Below are 23,268 nucleotides of genomic sequence, written 5' to 3'. Positions count from 1 at the left end.
ACCATGCTTGAGCGTTCGGCAATTGCGGAAAATGCTCTCCAGGCTTTGCATGATGAGGACTATGACCGTCCCTTCAACCTGCAGAATCTGAACCATGAAACGATGATTTTCATGGGCGGGCGTGATGTGATCTCCCTTGATGGAGAGTGGAATTTCTGCGTCGATCTGCTCGACACGGGCCTCCGCCAGAAATGGTTTGCCATGGACCCTGCCGATCCTTGTGATCGGCAGGAGCCGTGGGACTACGATCCCTATATGGGCGAAACAGTTCCCGTTCCGTCCTGCTGGCAGATGCTGCAGGAGAAATGGTATTTCTTCGAAGGCTCGGCCTGGTACACGCGGGCCGTTGATTTCACGCCGAAGGCGGACAAGCGCTTTTTCCTGCGTGTCGGCGCGGCGCAATATGACTGCAAGGTGTTTCTCAATGGCCAGTTCATCGGCAACCATTATGGCGGCTCGACGCCTTTCTTTGCCGAGCTGACGGATCAGCTGCAGCAAGGGCGCAACTGGCTGATGCTCTGCGTCAACAATGTCCGCACCACCGACCGCGTGCCGATGCGCAATACCGACTGGTTCAATTATGGCGGCGTCTATCGCGAGGTCTCGCTGATCGAGACGCCGAAGACCCTGATCCGCGATCTGTTCGTGCGCCTCAATCCTGATCCGCTGGTCAATGACATCGACGTGTCCATTGCGGCAGAGGGCGCTGACTATGCGCGGTTCGAGATTGCCGAGCTTGGCATTGCCGTCGATATTCCGCTTGAAGGCGGAAAGGGTACGGCTTCGATTCCCGCAGCCCCGCTCTTGTGGTCGCCGGACCGGCCGAAACTTTACGATGTGGTGCTGACGGCAGGTGGTGACCGCGTGTGCGACCGCATCGGCTTCCGCCGTATCGAGCGGCGCGGCCGTGAACTGTTTCTCAATGGCAGGCCCTTGTGGCTGCGTGGCATTTCCGTTCATGAGGATGATGCCGTGCTTGGCAAGGTCGTCACCGAAGACGATCTGAGGCGTCGCTACGCGGATGCCAAACAGCTCGGCTGCAATTATGTGCGGCTCGCCCATTATCCCCATCACGAGCGGGCGGTGGCGCTGGCCGATGAGATCGGGCTTCTGCTCTGGACCGAGATCCCGGTCTACTGGGCGATTGATTTCGACAATCCGGCAACACTGCGCGATGCCGAAAACCAGCTTCTGGAAATGGTGAAGCGTGACCGTAACCGCGCCAGTGTCGTCATCTGGTCGGTCGGCAACGAAAACCCCGATACCGATCAGCGCCTTGCCTTCATGCGCCATCTGGCGGATACGGCGCGGGCCAACGATCCGACACGGCTGATCGCTGCGGCCTGTCTCGTCAACCATCACAAGCTGAAGATCGAGGACCGGCTTGCCGCCCATCTCGATATTATCGGCATCAATGAATATTACGGCTGGTATGACGAGGATTTTTCCGAACTGCCGAAAATCCTTGCCAATTCGCAGCCGGACCGCCCCGTGGTCGTGTCGGAAACCGGTGCAGATGCCGATATCTCCGACAAGGGCCCGAAGGCCGGCCTGTTTTCGGAAACCTATCAGGCAGAAGTCTATCGCAGCCAGATCGCCACATTGAAGGAACTTGATTTCGTTCGTGGCATGTCGCCCTGGATCCTCTACGATTTCAGGACCGAACGCCGCCAGGGCATCTACCAGCGCGGCTTCAACCGCAAGGGCTTGATTGCCGCAGACAAGGCTACCAGAAAGGAAGCCTTTGCAATTCTGGCATCGTTCTATCACGCGATGGCCGAAAGGGAGGCCAAGGAATGGGAGACGCTGTAAAACGCCGCTATCAGGAGGTTGCCGAGGCGATCCGTGCCGAGGTCGCGTCTTCGACGCTGAAGCCCGGCGACCGGCTGAAGACGGAGCGCCAGATGGCCGAGGAAATGGGTGTCAGCCGCTCGCTGGTGCGCGAGGCGGTGATCACGCTGGAGCTGGAGGGTCTGGTCGAAGTGCGGAAAGGGTCAGGCATCTATCTTGCCGAACCGGCCGCCGAACCCGAGCCGGAGGTCGCTGCCGATGACAGCCTGACCGACGATATCGGCCCCTTCGAGCTGTTGCAGGCCCGCCAGCTGCTGGAATCCACCATTGCCGCTTTTGCTGCCGAGATGGTCTCCATGGCCGATATCCGCCGCATGCGTGAGGCGCTCGATATGGAGCGCGAGGCGATCGAGAAGAATTCCGATGATGGCTATGCGGGGGACGAGCTGTTCCACCGGCTGATTGCAGAGGCAACGCAGAACTCCGTCATGGTCGATCTTCTCGACGAGCTCTGGGCCAAGCGCAAGAAGAGCCGCATGTGGGCGCAGCTGCATATGCGTGTGTTCAACAGTGATTATCGCCGCCGCTGGCTGTCTGATCATCGCGCCATATTGCAGGCGCTGCAGATGAAGGATCCGGCGCGGGCGCGCCAGGCCATGTGGCAGCATCTCCAGAATGTACGAGAAACGCTGATGGCGCTTTCCGATGTCGATGATCCGGCCTTTGACGGCTTCGTATTCGGTTCGGATGAAATCGGCCGGATCGTGGGATAGGCGCACAAGCGCGGACTGCAACAAACAGGGAAGTCTTCAGGCAAGGCTTCGGAAGAACAACAGGAGTTGACGATGAAGGAAAGCTGGCGCTGGTTCGGACCCAAGGATCCGATTTCCCTCGAGGAGATCCGCCAGACGGGGGCGAGTGACATCGTCACCGCCCTGCATGAATTGCCGAATGGCGTGCTATGGGAGCCCGAACTGATCGAAAGCCGGCGCGATATGGTCGCAGCCAGCGGTCTCACCTGGTCGGTGACCGAAAGCATTCCTGTTCATGAGAAGATCAAGACGGCCGAGGCCGGCTGGGAACAGCTTGCCGAGACCTGGGGCCGTTCGGCGCAGAACCTGGCCAGGGCCGGTATCAAGACGATCTGCTACAATTTCATGCCGGTGCTCGACTGGACCCGCACCGATCTGTCCTATCGTCTTGAAGATGGCGCGCGTGCTCTGCGTTTCGATTATGCTGCCTATGTCGCCTTCGATCTGTTCATCCTGAAGCGCAAGGGCGCTGAGACCGACTATTCGGCCGCCGATATTGCCCGCGCCGAAGCGGCCTATAAGGCCATGACCGAGGCTGATCAGGAGAAGCTGGTCCGCAACGTGATTGCCGGCCTTCCCGGATCTGAGGAAAGCTATACGCTCGATGATTTCCGCGGCCAGCTCGCCCGCTATGATGCCATCGACGCCGAGGCGCTGGCCGAGCAGCTGACCAACTTCCTCAAGATCGTCGTGCCGATGGCTGAAGAGGCCGGTGCCGTGCTGGCGATCCATCCGGATGATCCGCCGCGTCCGCTGTTCGGCCTGCCGCGTGTCGTCTCGACGGTGGCCGATATGGACCGCATGGTCGCTGACGTGCCGTCGAAAGCCAACGGCTTCACCTTCTGCACCGGTTCCTATGGCGTGCGCGCCGACAATGATCTGCCGGCGATGCTGAAGAAGCACGGCGATCGCGTCTATTTCCTGCATCTGCGCGCCACCAAGCGTGAAGAGGATGGCATGAGCTTCCATGAAGCGCCGCATCTCGACGGCGATGTCGACATGGTTGCCGTCGTCAAGGCCGCCCTCGAGGTGGAAAAGGCGCATGGTCTGCAGATCCCGTTCCGGCCTGATCACGGCCACGCCATCCTCGATGACCAGACCCGCAAGACCAATCCCGGCTACCCGCTGATCGGGCGGCTGCGCGGCCTTGCTGAAGTGCGCGGCATTGCCCGCGCACTCGCGACCCTCTGAGCCACTCCTCCCAGGAGGCCGAAACGCCCCCGGCTCAGCAATAACAACAAACGGGAAGGGTTTCAGCGCCGTGAAACCCTTTCGCTTCTCCCCCCCGAAGCTATTCCGGCCGCCCCAAAAGGGCGGCCTCATTTTTTCGTGCGGCCGGGAAGCGTGCGAAAGGCTGCCTTCATCGTTCCGGCAGGCCAGTCCGGGTGATCCGCTGCCGCCTGTTTCCAGGCTCTTGCCGTGCGGCGATAGGCGCCGGGCGAGGCGATCAGCGGAATATGGGCCAGTTCGAGGTGAAAGCCGTTGACCGGGTCATCGAAGAAGACAGCGTAGTAGCCCGGTGCGTAGAGCGGATATTCGGCTGGCGGATCGGACACGGAAATGCCGCGCGGTAGCAGAAAGTCACGGTGGAACCGGTCAACCTCGCGCCGCCCCGTGGCCCAGAGCGCCAGATGGTGCAGGCCGGTGGCACGGGCTTCATGATCGAGCCTGCCGCCGGAGCGCGCTGGCTGGATGCCGATATAGGAATGCGGGAAGGGAAAGCGCGCCATGTAATAGGTGGAGCGATAGCCGAGATCGAGGGTCCAGAAGCTTTTATAGCCGAGCCAGCCGAACATTTCGTCGAAGAAAGCAACCGATCTTTCGTAGTCGAGGACCGACAATTCGATATGATTGACGCCGCGCCAGCGCATGTCTTTCTCCCTCGTCCGGTGATCGGCGCCGTTGACGCCGCGTGGTTTCAGAGCATATTAGACCAGTGGTCTAAAATTGACAAGGAAGGGTTTTATGGCCGTTGAAAGAGCGATGGCGGAGGGCGATTGTGCAAGGCAGCGGCTTACCGCGCTGAAACCGGCGCGGCGGGCCGCACTTTATGCTGCCGCCCGCAGCGCCTTCCTCGCCGATGGCTTCGAGGCCGCCTCGCTGAACGTGATCCTGAAGACGGCCGGTATCTCGAAAGGGCAGGCCTATTACTATATCGAAGACAAGGCAGATCTGTTCGCTGCCGTGATTGCCGAAGCGCTGGCGGTACTCGGCGCGCGTCTCGGTTCACCGCTGGGCGATGATTTTGATGGCGATGCGGAGGCCTTCTGGGCTGCTCTTGGCGCCTATATGGGGCGGCTGTCCGTCACCCTGACCGACGCGGCTGATCTGGCCACGCTTGGCCGTCGTCTCTATGAGAGCCCGGCGAGCCTTGCCGCCGCCGCCGGTCCGGTTGCAGAGCTTCATGCCGCCGTGGCAGCACTGCTGCGTGAAGGTCAGGCCTGCGCCGCCGTTCGCGATGATCTGCCCGAGGGCCTTCTGGTTGCCGTAGCGCTGGCGGCGGCAACGGCGATCGACCGCTGGTTTGCCGAAAACTGGGCGTCACTCGATGCTCAGGAGGCCTTCAGACTGAACCAGGAAAGCCTGATGATGATCCGCAATCTGGTGGCGCCGGGCGAAAAAACGCAGTCAGGGGGATGACGGCGTCTGCGAACCGCCCGCCAATTTCCGGGCGCTCTCAGCGTTCCAGAGCGAATTCCAGCATCAGGGTTGACTGAAACGGGGAGGCGTTGTCGTCGGAGACGAGGATCAGGCTCAGGGATCCATCAGGGCGGCGGATAAGGTCCATGCCTTCCATATTGTCGATATGGGTCTCGCGGCCGGAGGCCTGCATGATGACCGGCCCGTCGACCAGCGCACCGGGCCGGATGGCGGCTCCGTCAATGCGGCGGATGCGCATGTCGATCCCAGCCAGAAGCGAGAAGCGGCGCTCCAGCAGCAGCACATCGCCGCCGGGCAGGAAAACGGCGTCGGTCACGTCGAAGCCGTTGGTTTTCACCACCTTGAAAATCCCCTTGTCGGGGCCTTCAATGATGGCCGCGAACAGATGTCCGTCGGCATCAACACTTTGCTCGGTGACGGTGATGACCCGGCCCTTGCCATCAGCGGCAAGCGCTTCGAAACTGCCATTCCGGCGCAGTTCCTTCCGCGGGACCAGAAAATTTGGGCCGGGCTTTGCCGTGGCGGTCTCAAAGCCTTTCAGCGGATAACGGTCGATCCGGTGCTCGCCTTCAAAGCCGACAAGCAGCTGGTCGCCATCGATGGCGAGGCTTTCCGAATCCATCGCCGATTTGCCGGCATGGACCCCCTTGCGGTTTTTCATCGGGCTGATGGTCACATCGCGGATACCGGACAGCCGGCCGTCGGCCGAACGGGTGATGGCGCCCGTAATCCAGGTGCCATTATCGGCAACGGCGATGAAATGCTGGCCATCGGGCCGGAAACGGATGGCCGAGAGTGACTGGAACGCGGCATTCGGCGAGGCGAGTTTCAGCCCGCCAAGATAGGTCAGCCGGCCAAACTGGGTCTCGCTGCCCTCAAGGGCAAAATGCGGGATCGGCGTTGCTGCGACCGGGACCGGGCCGGAAAGAGCCGGCGCGGCGGCAACCGCGACGGCAAAGCCGAGACAAAGGACGAAACGGCCGATCAATGTCCGCGTCGTCCGCGGCCCTGGGCCTGCTGTTCCTCGAACAGGGCAGCCAGCTGTTCGGTCATGGCACCGGCAAGCTCGTCAGCATCGACAATGGTCACGGCGCGGCGATAATAGCGCGTCACGTCATGGCCGATACCGATGGCAAGCAGTTCGACCGGTGAACGGGTCTCGATCTCCTCGATTACGGCACGCAGGTGCTTTTCCAAGAAATTGCCGGGATTGACCGAAAGCGTTGAATCATCGACTGGCGCGCCGTCGGAAATCATCATCAGGATGCGGCGCTGTTCGGGACGCCCCATCAGCCGGTCATGTGCCCAGATCAGCGCTTCGCCGTCGATGTTTTCCTTGAGCAGGCCTTCGCGCATCATCAGGCCGAGATTGGTCCGCGACCGGCGATAGGGCTGGTCAGCGGACTTGTAGATGATGTGGCGCAGATCGTTGAGCCGGCCGGGAGCGGCGGGCTTGCCGTCCTCGAGCCATTTCTCGCGCGATTGTCCGCCCTTCCAGGCCTTGGTGGTGAAGCCGAGGATCTCGACCTTGACGCCGCAGCGTTCCAGCGTACGGGCGAGGATATCGCCGCATGTGGCGGCAACCGTGATCGGCCGGCCGCGCATGGAGCCGGAATTGTCGATCAGAAGCGAGACCACGGTATCGCGAAACTGTGTGTCGCGCTCCATCTTGAAGGAGAGCGCCTGCATCGGATCGATGATCATGCGGGTGAGCCTGGCGCTGTCGAGATAGCCTTCCTCGAGATCGAAATCCCAGGAGCGGTTCTGTTTCGCCATCAGCCGGCGCTGCATGCGGTTGGCAAGACGGCCGACCGCACCCTGAAGATGGGCGAGCTGCTTGTCGAGATAGGCGCGCAGGCGCGTCAGCTCTTCCTGATCGCAGAGCTCTTCTGCCGTGACTTCCTCGTCGAACTCGCCGGTGAAGACCCGGTAGTCGAGTTTCTCGTTCAGCTCGTCAAAGGGCGTGTTGGGGCGCTTGGTTTCGCCCGCCACTTCCGAATCGGGATCGGCATCGTCATCGAGATCGGTATCGGCCACTTCCGCGCCGTCGAGCTCGCCCTGATCCATCTCCTCGTCGGCGCTTTCGCTATCTTCTGCGGGACTGGAATCCTGTCCGGCATCTTCCTCGACATTCTCATCGTTCTGGCGGTCTGACCGCGGCTGGTCTTCCTCCGACATTTCTTCAGCGTTGTCGTCGGTTTCCAGATCTTCTTCGGTATAGTCCTCAGCCAGATCCATGGAGGACAGCATCGAACGGACGACGCGGGCAAAGGCATGCTGGTCCTCGATTGCTTCACCGAGGCGGTTGAGGTCGACGCCGGCCTTCTGTTCGATGAAATCGCGCCAGAGGTCGAGCACATGGCCGGCTGATTCCGGCGGCTTTTCACCGGAGAGCTTCTCGCGCACCAGCATGGCAATCGCTTCACTCACCGGAGCGTCATCGCGCTGGTCGATGGCGGCGAAATTCGCCTTGTCATATTTCTCGGCATGCATGGCGGACAGGTTTTTTGCCATGCCGGGCATGCGCCTGGCGCCGATCGATTCCACCCGCGCCTGTTCGACCGCGTCGAAGATCGCCTGGGCATCCGGGCCGCCCGGCGACATCTGCGCATGGGTGACCGGATTGTGGCAGGAACTGCGCAGCGCCATGGAATCGCCGAGCCCGCGGATCACCGCAAGCTCCTGCAATGTCGGCTTCTTGGAGAATTCCGGCAACCGGATCTGGTTGCCGGTCATGCCGGGCCGGTCGTGCGAAAACACGACCTCGGTCTCCTGATCGCCGGAAACCGCGCGCACGCAGCCGGAGATCGAGCGGTGCAACGGCTCGAGGTCCACCGGCGCATACGGATTGGTCTTGTGATTATCGCCGCGTCCGGCCATGGGTTTTACCTCAGGCGCTCATGACGACGTTGGCGGCGCTTTCCTTCAGTTCGGTGCCGAAGGCGCGCTGGTAATGTTCAGCCACCAGGGTGCGCTCCAACTCGTCGCATTTGTTGAGGAAGGTGACGCGGAAGGCAAAGCCGATATCGGTGAAGATCTCGGCATTTTCCGCCCAGTTGATCACCGTACGCGGGCTCATGACGGTCGACAGGTCGCCATTCATGAAGGACGAGCGGGTCATGTCGGCGACGCGGACCATGTTGGAAACGGCCGTGCGGCCTTCCTCCGTGGCGTTGAAGCTCTTCACCTTGGCGAGGATGATGTTCACCTCTTCCTGATGCGGCAGATAGTTCAGCGTCGTGACGATCGACCAGCGGTCCATCTGCGCCTGGTTGATCTGCTGCGTGCCATGGTAGAGGCCGGTCGTATCGCCGAGGCCGACGGTGTTGGCCGTTGCAAACAGACGGAAGGCCGGGTGGGGGCTGATGACGCGGCTCTGATCGAGCAGGGTCAGGCGGCCGGAGGATTCCAGCACGCGCTGGATCACGAACATGACGTCCGGGCGGCCGGCATCATATTCGTCGAAGACGAGCGCGACATTGTGCTGATAGGCCCAGGGCAGAATGCCGTCCTTGAATTCGGTGACCTGCAGGCCATCCTTGACGACGATGGCATCCTTGCCCACCAGGTCGATACGGCTGACGTGGCTGTCGAGGTTGACGCGAACACAGGGCCATTTCAGCCGGGCAGCAACCTGTTCGATATGGGTGGATTTGCCTGTGCCGTGGAAACCGGAGACCATGACGCGGCGATTATGGGCAAAGCCGGCGAGAATGGCGAGCGTGGTGTCGCGGTCAAAGAGATAGTCCGGGTCGATGTCGGGGACATAGGGGTCGTCGGCGCTGTAGGCCGGAACCTCAAGGTCGATATCGATGCCAAAGGTTTCACGAACCGAAACGGTCGTGTCCGGTCCGTTGGAATAATCCAGTTCAATCTTGCTCATCATGTCTCCGTCGCGGCCCAAGCGTGGGGGTCGCCTTCAGTCTTGCCGCAGTTAAGCCATGGGCCTAACAGAAACCGGCCTGCTTCAGCAATTGGTAGGCCTGAATAACGGCGCGAAATCTTTCTTCCGAACCGCGATCGCCGCCATTCGTGTCCGGATGGTGCTTCTTCACAAGCACCTTGTACTGTTTCTTGATATCACTCGCCGTGGCCGATGCGGTCAAGCCCAACGTGTCGAAAGCTTTCGCTTCCAGCGTCTTCAATTTGCGTTCAGGCTTGGAAGACCGTGGAGAAGCGCCGTCACCGTCATGAACGAAGCCGAAAGGATCGCGCATCTTGTTGAAAGAGGCGGCGCTTCCGGAGCGCTTGGAACCGTTCAGCGGCGTCTGGCGCGCCGCACCATTGACGCCGACGGTCCAGGTCGGGCGGTGACCGGTCAGCGCTTCCTTCTGGTAGCGGGCGATTTCGCCGTCGGAAAGGCCTTCAAAATAATTGTAGCCCTTGTTGTATTCCTTCACGTGCTCAAAGCAGAACATGAAGAACTTGCCCTCGGCATTGCGGCCGACGGGTGCACGGTGATTGGCCGGCTTGTCGCATCCGTCCCACTGGCAGATGGGCGCAGACGTCTCTGCCTTGGCTTGAGCCGGGCGTTTGCGCCGCGTACGGAGGCGGTCGAAATATTTGGAGTCGAGATTCATAGCGGCTGATTATGACCCTCAGTGCCTTCGACAACAAGAATTGACAAAGGAGTTTGTTGCTGGCTTTGTGAGCGGTTATCCTGCGGCGCGCAAAGCATGTTCAATCAATGGAGAAAATGATGTCGGCAAAAACCGTGATCGAAGAGAAACTTCAGGGCCTCTTCAACCCGGAACGCCTTATCCTGATGGATGAGAGCGAAAGGCATGCCGGTCATTTTCATGAGCCGAACGCACCTGAGATCACCCATTTGCGCGTTCGGATTGTCTCGTCCCAATTTGAAGGGATGAGCCGCATTGCACGGCATCGTGCCGTCAATGAGGCATTACAAGAAGAAATTGCCGCGGGGCTTCATGCCCTGGCAATCGAAGCGGCTGCCCCCGGAGAGGCAACACGTTGGTAAGCTGACACTGGTGCATTGACCTGAAGACCGTCTCCGATTTTCAGATCAATGCACCAGACAAAAATTCACTGGGCTAAAGCGTTGCGGCCGCCTCGTCGCCGACGGGGCGGATCCTCAGCTTGGTGATGCGGTTCTTTTCCCGCTTCATAACGATAAAACGCTTGCCGTAAAAGGTGAAAGCCTGACGTTCTTCAGGAATTGTCTGGCTTTCATGGATCACCAGGCCGGCAATCGTGGTGGCTTCCTCGTCCGGCAGGTTCCATTCAAGCGCCCGGTTGAGGTCGCGGATCGGAACCGTGCCATCGACGACGATCGAACCGTCTGCCTCCTGCTGCACGCCGGAGATCTCCAGATCGTGCTCGTCGGCGATGTCACCGACGATTTCTTCGAGGATATCTTCCAGCGTGACGATGCCCTGCACCTCGCCATATTCGTCGACGACGACGGCGATATGGACCTTGCGGCGCAGAAAGGCGTTCAGCTGGTCCTTCAGATTGGTGCTGTCGGGCACGAACCAGGGTTTCTGCGCAACCTTGACGATATCGATGTTGAAGGGCGTTGCGCCAGGTTCCGCCAATGCGCGCGACAGGTCCTTGGAGTGAACCATGCCGATGATGTTGTCGATCGAGCCGCGCCAGACGGGCAGGCGCGTATAGGGGCTTTCCAGCACGGTGCGCACGGCAAGCTCCGGCGGATCCTCGGCATTGACCGCACGCATGGCGGTGCGGTGGATCATCACATCGGAGACTTCCAGTTCGCCGAGGTCAAGAACGCCACCGAGCCGGTCACGGTCGGCCTTGATCACCGAACCTTCCTTGTGCAGCAGATCGACAGCGCCGCGCAGCTCATCCTGCGCCGAGAGCATCGAGCCGCTTTTCGACAGCGTGACGCCAAAGGCGCCGAGGATCATGCGGACGATGAAATTGACCGCGCTTGAGAGCGGACCGACCACCAGCACGACAATGCGCACCAGCGGCGCGACGAAGAGCGCGAAGCGGTCGGTGGCCGAAATCGCCCAGCTCTTCGGCAGCACTTCGGCAAAGACAACCAGAAGCGTCGTCATGATCAGCGTGGCGTAGGCCACGCCCGAATCGCCGAAAATTCCGAGAAACAGCGTTGTCGTCAGCGACGATGCGAGGATGTTGACCAGATTGTTGCCGATCAGCAGGGCGCCGATCAGCCGGTCCCGCCGCGTCGTCAGCTGATTGACGGTTGCCGCGCGCTGATCGCCCTTCTCCTCGAGCGAATACATGCGTGCCCGGGAAACCGCCGTCAGCGCCGTTTCCGAGCCGGAAAAGAATGCCGATATCACGATCAGCGCGAAAACGATCGCCAGTGTCGTGCCGTAGTCGGCGAGAAATTGCGTAATGTCACCCATGACCATTGGGATGCTTGTCCGTCAGAAATGCCAGAACTTCAGAGGCCGGAACATCGTCTGCGATGAAGGCTTCGCCGATGCCGCGCGTGAGAATGAAGGTCAGCTTGCCGCCCTTGTTCTTCTTGTCCTGTCCGATTGCCTGCATCAATATATCAGGTGGCGGCAGTGCGCCGTCAATATCACTCATGCGCGTCGGCAGCCCCGCTTCACGCAAATGTTTCGCGATCCGCACGGCATCATCGGGGCTGGCGAGGTTCATGCGGGCTGAAAATTCATGCGCCAGCACCATGCCGATCGCAACGCCCTCGCCATGAACGAGCCGGGCGCTGTCGTAATTGGTCGCCTTTTCCAGCGCATGTCCAAAGGTATGGCCAAGATTGAGCAGCGCCCTTGCGCCGTTTTCGCGCTCATCGGCCGCAACCACGTCCGCCTTTGCCCGGCAGCTGACCGCGATCGCCTCGGCGCGCGCATCGGAGCCCGCAAAGATCCCCTTGCGATTCTTCTCAAGCCAGTGGAAAAAATCAGGCCGGTCGATCAGGCCATATTTGACGACTTCGGCATAGCCAGCGGCAAATTCGCGGTCACTCAGCGTGTTCAATGCACCGGTGTCGGCCAGAACCAGGCCTGGCTGGTGGAATACGCCGATCAGATTCTTGCCCTGGCGGGCGTTGATGCCGGTCTTGCCGCCGACCGATGAATCGACCTGCGCCAGAAGTGAGGTCGGGACCTGAATGAAGTTGACGCCGCGGCGGACAATGCCGGCAGCAAAGCCGGTCAGATCACCGATCACGCCGCCGCCGAGTGCGACCACGGCATCGCCGCGTTCAATTCTGGCGTCCAGCACTTCGTCGACGACGGTCTGGAGATTGTCGAAGCTCTTGGTCTTTTCGCCGGCTGGCAGGGTCACCGAAAAGGTTTCGATGCCATCGGTCTGCAGGCTCTCGCTCAACCGGTCGAGATAAAGCGGCGCGACATTTTCATCGGTGATGATCGCGACCTTGCGGCATTTCAGCCGCGCGAGAATTTCGCCGCCGGCATTTTCGATCAGTCCCGTGCCGATCAGAATGTCGTAGCTGCGCACGCCAAGATCCACGCGCACAATCTTCCTGTCGTCGAGCATGTCACTCACGATTTTGTCTCCGGCTTTTCATTATAGAGTGCAGCGAGCGCCTTCAGCACGTCACGCATCACGGTTTCCTTGCGAACATTGCGCGACATGACGGTGATCTCGGCGAGCCCATAGACCGGATAACGGCTCTCCATCAGCGCCCGCAGCGTTTCCTTCGGATTTTCGGTCTTCAGCAGCGGGCGGGTCGAACGGCGTCTGACACGGTCCCACAGTGTTTCCAGATCTGCCTTCAGCCACATCGACAGACCCGCGCTGGCGATCATCTCGCGATTGACGGGATTGATGAAGGCGCCGCCGCCGGTTGAGACGATGGCCGGACCTTCCGTCAGGATGCGTTCGATGACGCGTGTTTCAAGCGCGCGGAATTCCGGTTCGCCGTATTTTTCGAACAGTTCCGAAATCGACATCCGCGCGGCCTTTTCAATTTCCGCATCGGTGTCGATATAGGGAATGGCGAGCGCATCGGCGACCATCTTGCCGATGGCGGACTTGCCGGCGCCCATCAGCCCGACGAGAATCAGATTACGCCCATCAAGGCCGCGCAATGCCTTCTGGCGAAGATTCAGAGGACCGGTTTCTTGTATTGCGTTCATCTCGCGCCCATTCTTTTGGCTCACCTATCGGCAAATGCACGGTAAGCGTCAAGGGATTGCGGCACATATTGCCATCTGGATACGGGAAAAGGGTAAATGGCGGCAGATTTGTCGGGCGCCCATGTGGAAGCCTTCATCGAAATGCTGAGTGCCGAGCGCGGCGCGGCGGTCAACACGCTGGAAGCCTATCAGCGCGATCTTGATGATCTGCGCGATTTTCTGACCGATCGCGGCGTCGTGCTGGACAAGGCAACCTCCGATGATGTGCTGGCCTATCTCTCCGATATGGCAAAGCGCGGTTTCGCCGCCACGTCACAGGCAAGGCGCTTGTCGGCCATCCGTCAGTTCTACCGCTTTCTCTATGCCGAAGGGATGCGCGGTGACGATCCGACGGGCATTGTCGATACCCCGAAAAAGGGCTGGGCGCTGCCGAAAACCATGTCGGTGGCGGATGTCGACCGGCTCCTCGACCAGGCGCAGCGCGAGGCCGCTGAAGCGGGGGATGCGGGCGAGCGACTGGCACGGCTGCGCATGGCCGCGCTGATGGAAACGCTTTATGCCAGCGGTATGCGGGTCAGCGAACTGGTGACGCTGCCCGCCTCCGTCTTGATGCGCAAGGGACGTTTCCTCACCATCCGCGGCAAGGGCAACAAGGAACGGATGGTGCCGCTTTCGGCGCGGGCGATTTCAGCGCTTGAGACCTATGGTGCCGCGCTTCGGGCCGCCATTGCTTGCGGCGATCTTGCGGAAAGCGAATATCTGTTTCCCTCCGCCGGTCAGGAAGGCTATCTTTCGCGCCAGGTTTTCGCGCGCGAACTGAAAGGGCTGGCAGCCCGCGCCGGGTTGAAGGCATCAGGCATATCGCCACATGTGCTTCGCCATGCGTTTGCCAGTCATCTTTTGCAAAATGGCGCGGACCTGCGTGCGGTGCAGGAACTGCTTGGTCATGCTGATATTTCTACCACGCAGATCTACACCCATGTGCTGGAGGAAAGGTTGCGGGAACTTGTGGAAACTCATCACCCCCTTGCAAAAAGTGCAAAAAAACGGGATTAAGCGGCAATCTGTATGTAAATGAGAGTAAGGGATGCTCTCCCGGACGGCCCTTGGGAGACAGCAGAAAGCGTAAACGAATGTACAGCTATCTCGATTTCGAACGACCCATCTCCGATCTGGAAGCCAAGATCATTGAGCTGAAAAAGATCGCGGGGGAAGACGAAAGCATCGACACCGCCGACGAGGTTCGGCGCCTGGAAGGGCGCGTCACCGAGGCGATGAGCGACATCTACTCGAAGCTTACTCCCTGGCAGAAGGCGCAGGTTGCCCGTCATCCGCAGCGGCCGCACTTTATCGATTATGCCAGGCGTCTGTTCACCGAATTCACACCGTTGTCGGGTGACCGCAATTTTGGCGATGATGCCGCGATCCAGACAGGGCTTGCCCGCTTCCGTGGTCGCCCGGTTGCGGTGATCGGCCAGGAGAAGGGCCACGACACAAAGACCCGAATCAAGCACAATTTCGGCATGCCGAAGCCAGAAGGCTATCGCAAGGCGATCCGGGTCATGGATCTCGCTGACCGCTACAATCTGCCGGTGATATCGCTGGTGGATACGGCCGGCGCCTATCCTGGCATCGGCGCCGAAGAGCGCGGCCAGGCGGAGGCGATCGCCAAGTCCACGGCAAAATGCCTGTCGCTCGGCGTTCCGATGACCTGTGTCGTCATCGGGGAAGGCGGCTCCGGCGGGGCAATTGCCATCGCCGCAGGCAACCGTGTCTACATGCTTGAGCATTCGATCTATTCGGTGATCTCGCCGGAAGGGGCCGCTTCGATCCTGTGGCGTGATTCCGCCCGCGCCAAGGAAGCCGCGACCAATATGAAGATCACCGCTCAGGATCTGCGGGCGCTCGGCGTCATCGACAATATCGTGCCCGAGCCCGTCGGCGGCGCGCATCGCCATTCCGAGACCGTCATCGATTCCACCGGCGATCAGATCGCCGAGGCGCTTTCGTCGATGGACGGCATGTCGCCGGATGAACTGCGCAATGACCGTCGCGAGAAATTCCTGGCGATCGGCCGCAATCTCTGAACGATCAGCTGTTCAAACATGACAAAGGCCACGCCGATTGCGTGGCCTTTCTTGTTTTGGCGTGCAGGCCTGCGCAATTTCCGTTCTCTTTTGCGTGAGCCGGGTCATTCTGACACGTATGACGCTAGCGGCGCACCGGAAAACACGATAAATGGGGCATGCGATTTGTTGCCGCGGGTGGGGACGCGGCGGCCAGGCGCTGAAATGTCATTTGTCAAAACCGATCGGTGAACATGACTGCATTGAAGAAAAATTTGATTGCGGTTAACGATTTTTGAACATTGGCAGTGCATAAGAAAGGACCCAGGCAGGCACGATGCATTGCACTGAGGGCGAAATTCCGGCAGGTTTCTGTTATGCGACTTAACCCACTCATCCCTCTGCTCTTTGCCACCGTAGCATTGACGGGATGCAACAGTTTCTTCGATAGTTCCGCCTTCTCCTCCGTTCAGGAGAAGATGAACTATCCGTTGCCGACCAAGATCGAGGCGCGGATGCGCGCCAGCGATATGGACAGGAATGCGCCGATCACCATCCGCATCTTCAAGGAAGAAGGCGTGCTGGAGATCTGGAAGCAGAAGCGCGACGGTACCTATGGCAAGCTCGAATCCTATGAGATCTGCGCCTGGTCCGGCAAGCTCGGCCCGAAGAAGAAGGAAGGCGACCGTCAGGCGCCGGAAGGCTTCTATCCGCTGACGACCGGGCTGATGAACCCTTATTCGAAATATTTCCTGGCCATCAATACCGGTTATCCCAACCGCTATGACAGTGCCAACGCCCTGACCGGCAGCAATCTGATGATCCATGGCGCCTGCTCTTCGGCCGGCTGCTATTCGATGACGGATGAACAGATTCTGGAGATCTTTGCCTTTGCGCGTGACGCCTTCAAGGGCGGCCAGCAGTCGATCATGCTGCAGGCCTATCCCTTCCGCATGACCGCGGCCAATATGGTGCGTCACCGCTATAATGAGAATTACGATTTCTGGGAAATGCTGAAGCCCGGCTATGACTATTTCGAGGTCACGCAAAAGCCGGCCAAGGTGGATGTCTGCGACCGAAGCTACGTCTTCAACGAAAAGCCGACCGATGCGGGAACCTTTGTTTCGTCCGCGCAGTGCCCGGCCATGGTGACAACGGTTTCGGCGGATGATCAGGCCAAGCTCGACGCCTATGAGGCTGATTACCAGAAAGACTATGACAAGGCACTGAAGAAGAATGCCGATATGGTCTGGATCGATCCGACGGAAGCTCAGCGCAAGGCGCTGGTTGCCGATACGCGTCCCGATCCGACCGATGCGCTCTATCAGCCGACCGGTCCCTCGCTTGAAGCCGGGCGCTATCTGACGGTCGAGCAGTACCAGGTTGCCCTTGCCCAAGATGGCGGGAAGACCATTCCGACGATTGATGTCCTGACCCGGACGGCGGCGATTCCTGATGGTCCCGACGCTGAAAGCGCACAGGATGCTGCCGTCGTAACCGCACTTGGCGATGCTGCCGCACCGGAAAAGGATAGCGGCTGGCTTGCCCGCCTGCTGCAGATGGCGCAGGGGAACAATCAGGCCGATGATACTCCGTCGCTGCGCGACAGTATCCCTGCAGGTCTGGCGACCGGTGACACGGTGGCGGCCCCGACCGACGTCGCTTCGGCCGAAGCACCCTTGCCGCCGGTTCCCGATGTTCCGGTTTCCTCGGCGGTTCCCATTCCGGAGCCAAGCCCGCTTGCCGCCTATGCGCAGGTGGATGCCAACAAGGGTGACCGCGAGAAGAAGCCCTTCTGGAAGTTCTGGTGACGCCGGGCTCCGGCGCGGCTGAAACACTGGATCTTCGCGGGCTGAAATGCCCGCTTCCCGCTCTCAAGACGAAAAAGCGCCTTGCCGGCCTTGAGCCCGGCGCTTTGCTCGTTGTGCTCACCAGCGATCCGCTGGCCGTCATCGATATCCCGCATCTTTGCCGTGAGGATGGTCACGCGCTGGTGCAGCAGGAGCGCGCTGAAGGCTATGACCGCTTCACGATAAGGCGCGACGTCAGCCGGGTTTGAAACCGAAGGCTGAAAGCGGGTTCTCGGTAAGTGCCGTCCGGTCCGGCCGATCAATGACCGGTCTGCCGAGAAAGGCGTCAAACAGATCCCGGACCACATCTTCCTTCAGATCGGCGGTGATCAGCACCAGCCGGCTCGTCGGTTTTTCACCGGGCGGCCAGGCTTTCAGCCGCACGGGCGGATAGATGATCTCCTGGACGCCGTGAATGGCGACGGGCAGCGCCTCGCCCTCAAGCGCCACAACACCCTTCATCCGCAGGATGGACGGGCCGTGACGGGCGGCCAGCATATCGAAAAAGGCCATCAGATCGGCACGGGCGATCGGACGCTCGCAGTTAAGCGCGAAAGACCGGATATGGTCGCCATGGCGGTTGACGTCGTGGTGATGATGATGGTGCGCAGCATCGGCTTCGCTCAGCCATTGGCCGACCTCAGGCTGGCGCCGCGCTGCATCGAACAGGCCGGCGGCGAGAAGCGCAGCCTGCGGATTGCTCAGCTCTGCATTGTCGAGCAGTTCTGCATTGGGGTTCAGCGCGGCAAGACGCTGTCTCAGTGCCAGTGTCTTTTCCGACGCTGCAAGATCGGTCTTGGTGATGATCAGCCGGTCGGCGACCATGGCCTGACGCACGGCTTCTTCGTGGTTCTCGAGCGTGGCGAGCCCGTTTTGCGCATCGGCGAGCGTGATCACACCATCAATGGCAAAGGCTGCGGCGATGGCCGGATGGGCGATCACGGCCTTGAGCACCGGTACCGGGTCGGCAAGGCCCGTTGTCTCGATCACGACACGGCTGATGGGGCGGATCTTCTCGGTCTGCATCCGGTCCAGCAGATCGGCAAGCGTATTGATCAATTCGCCGCGTACACTGCAGCACAGGCAGCCATTCGACAATTCAACGATGTTCTCGCCGGATTGCTCGACAAGCAGGTGGTCGATGCCGATCTCGCCGAACTCATTGATGATGATGGCTGCATCCGACAATGCCGGATCGGTGAGAAGCCGGTTGAGCAGTGTGGACTTGCCGGCACCGAGGAAGCCGGTGATGATGGAAACGGGTATGGGACTGGTAATCTGGTACATGGTGCCAAGCTTTACTGCGCTGGCCGTGCATAGGGAAGGGGGATCGTCTTCAACTGGTCGAGTTCGGCGGCGGCCATGTCGGTATCATTCGGAAGCCGCTTGGCCGGTACAGTGGTGTAATCCTCAGGCAACGGCTTCAGATAGGGCGAATTGAGCGGATAATTGCCATCTTCATCAATCACGCCGATCCGCGCCTGAATGGCCTCGGGCGTGCACATGGTGGATGAAATGTCGGCGACGGTCTTGTCGACATCGGGGCCGGGACGGAATGCACTCAGCAACGGGCCGTTCTCGCTTGCGACCGTCAGGCCGGACTGAAGCAGCCTGGCGGACGTCTCGGTCCGATCAGGGATTGAAGAGGCACCGAGGACGACGCTGACGACGCTATGGCCGTCCCGCTGCGCCGTGGAGACCTGATTGTAACCGGCGGCACAGATATAGCCCGTCTTCATGCCGGTCGCGCCATCGAAGGTCGACAGCAGAAGATTGGTATTGCGGTAGCGGCCGCTATCGGCTGAGATGCCGGGTATGTCGAAGAAATAGGCAAATTGCGGGAAGTTTTTCTGCAGCGCCATGGCCAGCGCGGCCATGTCACGTGCCGTGGTATACTGACCGTCCTTCGGCATGCCATTGGCATTGACGAAATGGGTGCTGTTCATGCCGAGTGAAGCGGCCGTGGCGTTCATGCGCGCGACGAAGGCCTGTTCGCCACCCGGTTCGTTTTCGGCCACGGCCTTGGCCGCATCATTTGCGGAGTGGACGAGCATCATTTTCAGCGCGCTGTCGAGGGTGATCCTTGTGCCGGGCGAAAAGTACATTTTCGACGGCGCTTCATTGGCCGCAGCTGCCGAGACAGTGATGGGCGTGTCGAGGCGCAGCCGTCCGGCCACCAGATCCTCAAAGACGAGATAGGTGGTCATCAGCTTGGTCAGTGATGCCGGATACCATCGCTTGAAGGCTTCATCGGCAAACAGGACGCGCTGGGTCTTGGCATCGACGACGATATAGGGATTGGCGCTTGCGCCGGCTGCCGGCAACTGGGCCATGACAGTCAGCGCCAACAGGGTCAGGGGAAGACGCCGCAGCATCCGCGCTATTCTGCCTGTCATGGGTTTTCCGCCGCTCAATGTCACTGGCCCCTCTTGCGATGGTTTTCTTTATACATCAACTCGGCAGATGCGAAAGCATGTTGCATGTTCGGCTCTGGCGTCCCACATTGCCGCTTTGGACTGAACGATTTCAAATTCGGGTTTCCCTATGCCTTTGCTCAATTCTGCTGCCGCCATCGCCAGTGAGGCAACCGCCTGGCGCCGTCACCTGCACCGGAATCCGGAATTGCTTTACGAAGTTGGCGACACTGCGGCCTTCATTGTCGAAAAGCTGACGGAATTCGGTGTTGACGAGATTGTCGAAGGGATTGGCAGGAGCGGCGTGGTCGGCGTTATTCACGGCAAGGGCGCAGGCGGAAGAGCGATCGGTCTGCGCGCTGATATGGATGCCCTGCCGCTCGAGGAGAAGACCGGCCTCGACTGGGCGTCGCAGCGGCCTGGCCAGATGCATGCCTGCGGCCATGACGGACATATGGCGATGCTTCTGGGGGCTGCACGGCTGCTGGCCGATCGCCGGAATTTTTCCGGGACAGTGGTGCTGATCTTCCAGCCGGCTGAAGAAGGCGGGGCCGGTGGCAAGGCGATGATCGATGACGGGCTGATGGAGCGCTTCAACATCGCCGAAGTTTATGGCATGCACAATTACCCGGGGATCCCGCTTGGCCAGTTCGCAATCCGCTCTGGCCCGATCATGGCGGCAACCGATGAGTTTCAGATCATTGTCACCGGGCGCGGCGGCCATGCCGCCCAGCCGCACAAGGCGATCGATCCGGTGGTGATTGGCAGCCAGATCGTGCTTGCCGCGCAGACGATCGCCTCGCGCATGGTGAGCCCGATCGATGCGCTGGTGGTCTCGATCACCGAATTTCACGCGGGCTCGACCCACAACATCATTCCCGATCAGGCAAGGCTGGGCGGAACCGTGCGTTCCTTCACACCGGAAAACCGCGATCTTGCCGAAGAGCGTCTGAAGGCAATCGCAACGGGGATTGCCGCAGCCCAAGGGGCAAAGGCGGAACTGCGCTACAAGCGCAACTATCCGGCGACCGTCAATCACGCGGAGGAAGCCGTTCACGCCGCGGATGCGGCCATTGCGGTTGCCGGGACGGATGCGGTTGACACGGATTTTGGTCCCTGGACGGCGGCCGAGGATTTCTCCTATATGCTCGAGAGCCGGCCCGGTGCGTTTATCATGATCGGCAATGGCGACAGCGCCGGCCTCCATAACGCCGGCTATGATTTCAATGACGATGCCCTGCCTTATGGCATCTCCTATTGGGTCACGCTTGCCGAGCGCCGGCTGCGGGCCTGATCCCGGGTGCTGCAGGTCGAGATGAAGCACATCGGATTTTCTCCCGGCGGGGCTTTCCTTCGCCATTAAGCTTTTGTATGGAGAAGGTCGAGTGGTCCCGTAGCTCAGCAGGATAGAGCATCAGATTCCTAATCTGAGGGTCACGCGTTCGAATCGCGTCGGGATCACCAAAGATTTCAATCAGATAGTCTATCATGCGTTCCTACACGTTCCGAAAGGCGTTCCTACACGTCTGTTTTCGGTGTGTTCACGGTCTTTCTGCGGGCGACGCGAAGCTCCGCGACATGGCGAGTTTTCTCCAGCGTTTTGCGGTTGTAGCGAGTCGTTGTCTGGATGTTTTTATGGTTCGCATGGTGCCGCAGGTGTTCGATATCGGCACCTGCATCGGATCCCTCCGTCACGCCACCAGCGCGGCTATCTCGGTTCCAAACGTCTTTCGGAACGCCTGCTTCCGTCGCTACCTCGCGCCAGATCTTGTAGAAATAGCGATAGCGATAGGGAAGTCCGGTTGTCTCTGATTTTATGACTGGCCCGACTTTTTCATCTTGCGGGATCATATCTAGCAGTTGGCCAAGCATTGGGTAGGCGCGGGTGTCGTGTTCGGCTGTCTGGCCGGTTTTGCTTGTTGGCTTCGAAAGTACGCCATTGGCGTCGATGTGCGACCATAGCAAACCGTCGACCCATCGCTGGCCGCGATCGACGATACCTCCAGCCACCGGGCCATGGGCCTTTTCCCAACGACCAATCACATCGATCTGCCGGAGCGTTAGGTCGAACTGGAGAGCTTGAGCTATAGCTATCGATAGAAGTCCTTTTTTGGCGGCAGTTTCGCAGATGGCTTGTGCTTGATCATAGGTGATCGACTTAGTGCGCGCCGCTGGGGCAGTGAACTCCATGCCGGAAAGAATTGTCGACAGTCGAAAGCAGTCGGCGATGTTCATAACTACGCCGAACTTGATAACGATACGGAGTAGCTGCATGGCTTTGTATGCTCGGCGTTGGCGTTCCGGCTTTCCTGAACTCGTAGGAAGTTTGAAATTATTATACCAGCGAATGAAATCGAGTCCGGTTAGTTTTCCCAGGCGGCGTGCGCCGACTGATTTTTCCAGAAGTCCAAGACTCTCATCGTACATTGCACGCGTATTCGCCTTTACACGATTGTAAGGGCTCTCTGGTGTTGTTTGGTAAAGACGGATTAATGACTTTAGCGTGCCATCATATCGTTTGTTTTGCCCTTTGTCCTGTTGCGACAGCCACTCTTTCAGTTCTGCGGTTAGGATAGTGCAACGATGCCTGATTTCGTCTTCATCGCCGTGAACGCGAACGGTCTTGAGCGGATAGCCTGCAGTGTCGCGGGACACTGCCGACGCAACCCAATAATATGCGACCGTTCCATTTCCTCTTCGCCTTACTTTGAGGCCAGTTGCTTTCAGTTCCATGTTTCTTCTCCATCCAGGCCGGGAGTGGCCTGCATTGCAGATTCTATCAGTCCGTAACGACGATTGAGAAAGGCTTCGCATGCGGGCCAGTAGCGGCGGTTGAGGAAGAGTGGATCCGGCGTTGGAAAGCCGGACTTCGTAAGCGCGGGAAGTGCTGCCTTCAATTGGCTAGTGGAAAGCCCCATCCTGGCGGCGATCTGCGCTTCCGTTAAGAAAATCGCATTTGAACCGAGCGTTCGCTGCCCCGTGGTTGTCATCTAGTTTTTCTCCAAATTTCAAATTGATTGACCATCTGCCTCCAACGATGAGCGGCATCAGGATCGGTGTTCAACTGACTGCGGCTCCCAATCGAGAGTATCGACCGCACCCGCGTCGCGGCTGTCTTCTCCGTCGCTGGATGCGGCAGGTCGTGCTGTTCGATCAAAAATCGCATGAAGGCTGGCTCGGCGCATTTCATGGCGCATTCGGCGGCATAGTCCTTTGCGGGCTTTCCGCCTTTGGCCTCAAGCGCCTGCTTTAGTCGTTCGATTTCCTGTCTGCGCTCGGCGTCGCGCCTTGCGGCTGCATCAAGCATGCCGATCAGATCAGCCGGGATCTCGATATGTCTGCGGATCAGTTCGCTGTTGTCTGCGGGGCAGGTCGCGGGGAGAGAGCAGATGATCTCCGGCTCGTCCGGACCTCTGACCTCAAGATGCATGCCGGCGGTATCGGCCAGAATATCCGCCAGTGGGACGGCCCGTGATATCAGTGCACGGTATCTGTCGAGACGGTCCCGCGCCGGAAGGCGGTTAGCCATTGTTGTTCGCCTCATTCAGAAGATGTGCCGGGATAGTCTTGAACGCGCTGACCAGCGGACGCGA

General features: G+C 59.8%; 23 protein-coding genes and 1 tRNA gene. 11 read left to right on the top strand and 13 right to left on the bottom strand.

Going from position 1 to position 23,268, the window contains the following annotated elements; all coding sequences use genetic code 11:
* Positions 1 to 3: 3 nt before the first annotated feature.
* From HCK86_RS20240 to uxuA, 3 genes are all read left to right on the top strand, one after another.
* The gene (locus tag HCK86_RS20240; RefSeq protein WP_176086305.1) at positions 4 to 1,812 is read left to right on the top strand and encodes a glycoside hydrolase family 2 TIM barrel-domain containing protein; all 1,809 of its coding nucleotides are present in this window, start codon (positions 4 to 6) and stop codon (positions 1,810 to 1,812) included.
* Positions 1,797 to 2,564, top strand: a complete 768-nt coding sequence (locus tag HCK86_RS20235) for an FCD domain-containing protein (RefSeq protein WP_176086304.1) — start codon at positions 1,797 to 1,799, stop codon at positions 2,562 to 2,564. The genes HCK86_RS20240 and HCK86_RS20235 overlap by 16 nt, the downstream gene beginning before the upstream one ends.
* A gap of 72 nt (positions 2,565 to 2,636) precedes the next feature.
* Positions 2,637 to 3,794, top strand: coding sequence for a mannonate dehydratase (gene uxuA / locus HCK86_RS20230; RefSeq protein ID WP_176086303.1), 1,158 nt, complete (start codon positions 2,637 to 2,639; stop codon positions 3,792 to 3,794).
* A gap of 128 nt (positions 3,795 to 3,922) precedes the next feature.
* Here uxuA and HCK86_RS20225 read toward each other — a convergent pair whose 3' ends face one another.
* Complete coding sequence (locus HCK86_RS20225; RefSeq protein ID WP_176086302.1) at positions 3,923 to 4,474, bottom strand: VOC family protein; 552 nt, start codon at positions 4,472 to 4,474, stop codon at positions 3,923 to 3,925.
* Between the two features lie 94 nt (positions 4,475 to 4,568).
* On the opposite strand from HCK86_RS20225, the gene HCK86_RS20220 reads away from it, so the two are divergent.
* Entirely contained in the window at positions 4,569 to 5,243 is a 675-nt protein-coding gene (locus tag HCK86_RS20220) for a TetR/AcrR family transcriptional regulator (protein WP_176086301.1), read from the top strand.
* 37 nt (positions 5,244 to 5,280) lie between these two features.
* Here the strand turns inward: HCK86_RS20220 and HCK86_RS20215 are convergent, their stop codons facing one another.
* The 4 genes from HCK86_RS20215 to HCK86_RS20200 form a co-directional block, all read right to left on the bottom strand.
* Entirely contained in the window at positions 5,281 to 6,252 is a 972-nt protein-coding gene (locus tag HCK86_RS20215) for an esterase-like activity of phytase family protein (protein WP_176086300.1), read from the bottom strand.
* Positions 6,249 to 8,144 (bottom strand): cobaltochelatase subunit CobT, encoded by a 1,896-nt coding sequence (gene cobT, locus HCK86_RS20210; protein WP_176086299.1) that lies wholly within the window; start codon positions 8,142 to 8,144, stop codon positions 6,249 to 6,251. The genes HCK86_RS20215 and cobT overlap by 4 nt, the downstream gene beginning before the upstream one ends.
* Positions 8,145 to 8,154: 10 nt before the next feature.
* Positions 8,155 to 9,147, bottom strand: a complete 993-nt coding sequence (gene cobS, locus HCK86_RS20205) for a cobaltochelatase subunit CobS (RefSeq protein WP_176086298.1) — start codon at positions 9,145 to 9,147, stop codon at positions 8,155 to 8,157.
* Positions 9,148 to 9,211: 64 nt separating this feature from the next.
* On the bottom strand, positions 9,212 to 9,844 hold the full coding sequence (locus HCK86_RS20200; RefSeq protein ID WP_176086297.1) for a J domain-containing protein: 633 nt from the start codon (positions 9,842 to 9,844) through the stop codon (positions 9,212 to 9,214).
* A gap of 119 nt (positions 9,845 to 9,963) precedes the next feature.
* Between HCK86_RS20200 and HCK86_RS20195 the strand changes: the two genes are divergently transcribed.
* Positions 9,964 to 10,245, top strand: a complete 282-nt coding sequence (locus HCK86_RS20195) for a BolA family protein (RefSeq protein WP_176086296.1) — start codon at positions 9,964 to 9,966, stop codon at positions 10,243 to 10,245.
* A 73-nt stretch (positions 10,246 to 10,318) separates the two neighbouring features.
* Here HCK86_RS20195 and HCK86_RS20190 read toward each other — a convergent pair whose 3' ends face one another.
* Genes HCK86_RS20190 through HCK86_RS20180 form a run of 3 tightly spaced genes read right to left on the bottom strand, consistent with a single transcriptional unit; the run spans position 10,319 to position 13,345 of the window.
* Positions 10,319 to 11,623, bottom strand: a complete 1,305-nt coding sequence (locus tag HCK86_RS20190) for an HlyC/CorC family transporter (protein ID WP_176086295.1) — start codon at positions 11,621 to 11,623, stop codon at positions 10,319 to 10,321.
* A complete protein-coding gene (gene aroB, locus HCK86_RS20185) occupies positions 11,616 to 12,743 on the bottom strand; it encodes a 3-dehydroquinate synthase (protein WP_176086403.1) in 1,128 nt (375 codons plus the stop codon). Before aroB ends, HCK86_RS20190 begins: the two co-directional genes overlap by 8 nt.
* A gap of 5 nt (positions 12,744 to 12,748) precedes the next feature.
* Positions 12,749 to 13,345: a shikimate kinase gene (locus tag HCK86_RS20180; protein ID WP_176086294.1), complete on the bottom strand. Its 597-nt coding sequence runs from the start codon at positions 13,343 to 13,345 to the stop codon at positions 12,749 to 12,751.
* A 96-nt stretch (positions 13,346 to 13,441) separates the two neighbouring features.
* On the opposite strand from HCK86_RS20180, the gene xerD reads away from it, so the two are divergent.
* The 4 genes from xerD to HCK86_RS20160 all read left to right on the top strand — a co-directional run bounded on the left by xerD (position 13,442) and on the right by HCK86_RS20160 (position 17,470).
* Complete coding sequence (gene xerD, locus HCK86_RS20175; RefSeq protein WP_176086293.1) at positions 13,442 to 14,401, top strand: site-specific tyrosine recombinase XerD; 960 nt, start codon at positions 13,442 to 13,444, stop codon at positions 14,399 to 14,401.
* A gap of 77 nt (positions 14,402 to 14,478) precedes the next feature.
* Entirely contained in the window at positions 14,479 to 15,432 is a 954-nt protein-coding gene (locus HCK86_RS20170) for an acetyl-CoA carboxylase carboxyltransferase subunit alpha (RefSeq protein ID WP_176086292.1), read from the top strand.
* Positions 15,433 to 15,788: 356 nt separating this feature from the next.
* On the top strand, positions 15,789 to 17,222 hold the full coding sequence (locus HCK86_RS20165) for a murein L,D-transpeptidase family protein (RefSeq protein WP_176086291.1): 1,434 nt from the start codon (positions 15,789 to 15,791) through the stop codon (positions 17,220 to 17,222).
* Entirely contained in the window at positions 17,219 to 17,470 is a 252-nt protein-coding gene (locus HCK86_RS20160) for a sulfurtransferase TusA family protein (RefSeq protein ID WP_176086290.1), read from the top strand. Before HCK86_RS20165 ends, HCK86_RS20160 begins: the two co-directional genes overlap by 4 nt.
* Here the strand turns inward: HCK86_RS20160 and HCK86_RS20155 are convergent.
* Both HCK86_RS20155 and HCK86_RS20150 read right to left on the bottom strand, forming a co-directional pair.
* The gene (locus HCK86_RS20155) at positions 17,457 to 18,539 is read right to left on the bottom strand and encodes a GTP-binding protein (RefSeq protein WP_176086402.1); all 1,083 of its coding nucleotides are present in this window, start codon (positions 18,537 to 18,539) and stop codon (positions 17,457 to 17,459) included. The two genes, HCK86_RS20160 and HCK86_RS20155, sit on opposite strands and share 14 nt — an antisense overlap.
* 20 nt (positions 18,540 to 18,559) lie before the next feature.
* Positions 18,560 to 19,657 (bottom strand): D-alanyl-D-alanine carboxypeptidase family protein, encoded by a 1,098-nt coding sequence (locus tag HCK86_RS20150; protein WP_176086289.1) that lies wholly within the window; start codon positions 19,655 to 19,657, stop codon positions 18,560 to 18,562.
* Between the two features lie 148 nt (positions 19,658 to 19,805).
* Here HCK86_RS20150 and HCK86_RS20145 point away from each other — a divergent pair, with 148 nt between their 5' ends.
* Positions 19,806 to 20,969 carry a M20 aminoacylase family protein gene (locus HCK86_RS20145; protein ID WP_176086288.1) on the top strand — a complete coding sequence of 388 codons (1,164 nt, stop codon included), beginning with the start codon at positions 19,806 to 19,808 and terminating at the stop codon, positions 20,967 to 20,969.
* Between the two features lie 93 nt (positions 20,970 to 21,062).
* Positions 21,063 to 21,139: transfer RNA gene (locus tag HCK86_RS20140), tRNA-Arg, on the top strand.
* Between the two features lie 54 nt (positions 21,140 to 21,193).
* Here the strand turns inward: HCK86_RS20140 and HCK86_RS20135 are convergent.
* Genes HCK86_RS20135 through HCK86_RS20125 form a run of 3 tightly spaced genes read right to left on the bottom strand, consistent with a single transcriptional unit; the run spans position 21,194 to position 23,204 of the window.
* On the bottom strand, positions 21,194 to 22,408 hold the full coding sequence (locus HCK86_RS20135) for a site-specific integrase (protein WP_176086287.1): 1,215 nt from the start codon (positions 22,406 to 22,408) through the stop codon (positions 21,194 to 21,196).
* The gene (locus tag HCK86_RS20130) at positions 22,399 to 22,665 is read right to left on the bottom strand and encodes a winged helix-turn-helix domain-containing protein (protein WP_176086286.1); all 267 of its coding nucleotides are present in this window, start codon (positions 22,663 to 22,665) and stop codon (positions 22,399 to 22,401) included. Before HCK86_RS20130 ends, HCK86_RS20135 begins: the two co-directional genes overlap by 10 nt.
* A complete protein-coding gene (locus tag HCK86_RS20125) occupies positions 22,662 to 23,204 on the bottom strand; it encodes a hypothetical protein (protein WP_176086285.1) in 543 nt (180 codons plus the stop codon). The genes HCK86_RS20130 and HCK86_RS20125 overlap by 4 nt, the downstream gene beginning before the upstream one ends.
* Between the last annotated feature and the right edge of the window lie 64 nt (positions 23,205 to 23,268).

The sequence above is a fragment of the Martelella sp. HB161492 genome (genome assembly GCF_013184775.1).
GTDB lineage: Bacteria > Pseudomonadota > Alphaproteobacteria > Rhizobiales > Rhizobiaceae > Martelella.
This window is presented reverse-complemented; position numbering and strand designations above follow the sequence as displayed.

What these genes read in the sequence shown, in the direction of transcription:
- HCK86_RS20240 (WP_176086305.1), top strand. Translation starts at nt 4, where the DNA reads ATGCTTGAGCGTTCGGCAATTGCGGAAAATGCTCTCCAGGCTTTGCAT.
- HCK86_RS20235 (WP_176086304.1), top strand. Translation starts at nt 1,797, where the DNA reads ATGGGAGACGCTGTAAAACGCCGCTATCAGGAGGTTGCCGAGGCGATC.
- uxuA (WP_176086303.1), top strand. Translation starts at nt 2,637, where the DNA reads ATGAAGGAAAGCTGGCGCTGGTTCGGACCCAAGGATCCGATTTCCCTC.
- HCK86_RS20225 (WP_176086302.1), bottom strand. Translation starts at nt 4,474, where the DNA reads ATGCGCTGGCGCGGCGTCAATCATATCGAATTGTCGGTCCTCGACTAC.
- HCK86_RS20220 (WP_176086301.1), top strand. Translation starts at nt 4,569, where the DNA reads ATGGCCGTTGAAAGAGCGATGGCGGAGGGCGATTGTGCAAGGCAGCGG.
- cobT (WP_176086299.1), bottom strand. Translation starts at nt 8,144, where the DNA reads ATGGCCGGACGCGGCGATAATCACAAGACCAATCCGTATGCGCCGGTG.
- cobS (WP_176086298.1), bottom strand. Translation starts at nt 9,147, where the DNA reads ATGAGCAAGATTGAACTGGATTATTCCAACGGACCGGACACGACCGTT.
- HCK86_RS20200 (WP_176086297.1), bottom strand. Translation starts at nt 9,844, where the DNA reads ATGAATCTCGACTCCAAATATTTCGACCGCCTCCGTACGCGGCGCAAA.
- HCK86_RS20195 (WP_176086296.1), top strand. Translation starts at nt 9,964, where the DNA reads ATGTCGGCAAAAACCGTGATCGAAGAGAAACTTCAGGGCCTCTTCAAC.
- HCK86_RS20190 (WP_176086295.1), bottom strand. Translation starts at nt 11,623, where the DNA reads ATGGGTGACATTACGCAATTTCTCGCCGACTACGGCACGACACTGGCG.
- aroB (WP_176086403.1), bottom strand. Translation starts at nt 12,743, where the DNA reads ATGCTCGACGACAGGAAGATTGTGCGCGTGGATCTTGGCGTGCGCAGC.
- HCK86_RS20180 (WP_176086294.1), bottom strand. Translation starts at nt 13,345, where the DNA reads ATGAACGCAATACAAGAAACCGGTCCTCTGAATCTTCGCCAGAAGGCA.
- xerD (WP_176086293.1), top strand. Translation starts at nt 13,442, where the DNA reads ATGGCGGCAGATTTGTCGGGCGCCCATGTGGAAGCCTTCATCGAAATG.
- HCK86_RS20170 (WP_176086292.1), top strand. Translation starts at nt 14,479, where the DNA reads ATGTACAGCTATCTCGATTTCGAACGACCCATCTCCGATCTGGAAGCC.
- HCK86_RS20165 (WP_176086291.1), top strand. Translation starts at nt 15,789, where the DNA reads ATGCGACTTAACCCACTCATCCCTCTGCTCTTTGCCACCGTAGCATTG.
- HCK86_RS20150 (WP_176086289.1), bottom strand. Translation starts at nt 19,657, where the DNA reads ATGACAGGCAGAATAGCGCGGATGCTGCGGCGTCTTCCCCTGACCCTG.
- HCK86_RS20145 (WP_176086288.1), top strand. Translation starts at nt 19,806, where the DNA reads ATGCCTTTGCTCAATTCTGCTGCCGCCATCGCCAGTGAGGCAACCGCC.
- HCK86_RS20135 (WP_176086287.1), bottom strand. Translation starts at nt 22,408, where the DNA reads ATGGAACTGAAAGCAACTGGCCTCAAAGTAAGGCGAAGAGGAAATGGA.
- HCK86_RS20130 (WP_176086286.1), bottom strand. Translation starts at nt 22,665, where the DNA reads ATGACAACCACGGGGCAGCGAACGCTCGGTTCAAATGCGATTTTCTTA.
- HCK86_RS20125 (WP_176086285.1), bottom strand. Translation starts at nt 23,204, where the DNA reads ATGGCTAACCGCCTTCCGGCGCGGGACCGTCTCGACAGATACCGTGCA.